The following is a 1,011-nucleotide window of genomic DNA, read 5'->3' on the forward strand; positions in this document are numbered from 1 at the left end:
AGAGTTGTTGGGGAATAAGTTGTAGAGTTGTGAGATTCCTACTTTTTGCCATCAGGTTAAGCAGCAAGCAAGTAAAAGTTCCAGAGTCCAGCAGCAGTCAGCATTAAATGATCATCAAAATCTTGAGTTCGATTCCGATAAATCGCACTCACCGCACCATAACGCTTGATGCCTGCAAAAGCATTTTCACAGACAACTCGCGATTGGCTCAAACTGCGATTTTCTTGTTTCTGTTCCTCGCTTAGCTCACCTCCTCTCGGTTTCTTGTGTGGAAGGCGAATGTTGACATACTCGGATTGCAAGCCTTGAAAGCCTAAGTCCACCTCAATTGGGATCTCATCCGGGATGTGAAAGGCTATCTCCTCTTCAGCTTCAAAGCGCTTATCGTGCAACTTCCCCTCACGGGATGGACTCAACACCAACACCCGTTTGGTTTGGTCTACTGCCGCAAGATGCTTGCGAGTATGTCGGCGCTTTTTGCCGGAGTAGTTCTGCATCTGAGTTTCTGGATCTTGTGGACGTTGAATCGGGCGCTCTGTCCCATCGATCATCACCCGCTCCACATCTGGAAACATTTCCAGAAATGCTTCAATACTCCGCAGCTTGCGCTCTGGGAGCACCATCTCATGTCCTAAAGCTGCTTCGAGAACAGGTTGCAATTCGTGCATCCATTCGTGTGTTTGGGAGCGGTCAAGGTCAAACAAAATTCCAGCTAAATCAAACGTCGGATAGCACTTGAAGTAGAACAAAATGTAGAACAGTTTGGCTTCAATGCTGCTCAGTCTCGCTTTGCGTCCACCTCCCCTTGCTCGTTTTCGCACTGGCTTTGCTGCCACTCGACTTGCCTCATACGCTTGCTCAAAACTCGGCAGCAAGGCATCAAAGGCTTTTCGATTTAGCCCTGTCAATGCTCGGAGCAGGCGATCCTGGTTCAGTGCGCGTTCAAGGTTGAGCATCGGGCAAGGGTAACGGTTTTCTTGTCTATTATCACTTATTCCCCAACAGGTCTAA

1 protein-coding gene is annotated in these 1,011 nt (G+C 48.4%); it reads right to left on the reverse strand.

The genetic code is table 11. From position 1 onward, the window contains the following. Window positions 1–56 precede the first annotated feature (56 nt). Window positions 57–956, reverse strand: a complete 900-nt coding sequence (locus OU814_RS31270; RefSeq protein ID WP_268243324.1) for a transposase — start codon at window positions 954–956, stop codon at window positions 57–59. Window positions 957–1,011 lie beyond the last annotated feature (55 nt).

Source organism: Leptolyngbya sp. GGD (assembly GCF_026735145.1).
Classification (GTDB): domain Bacteria; phylum Cyanobacteriota; class Cyanobacteriia; order Leptolyngbyales; family Leptolyngbyaceae; genus Leptolyngbya; species Leptolyngbya boryana.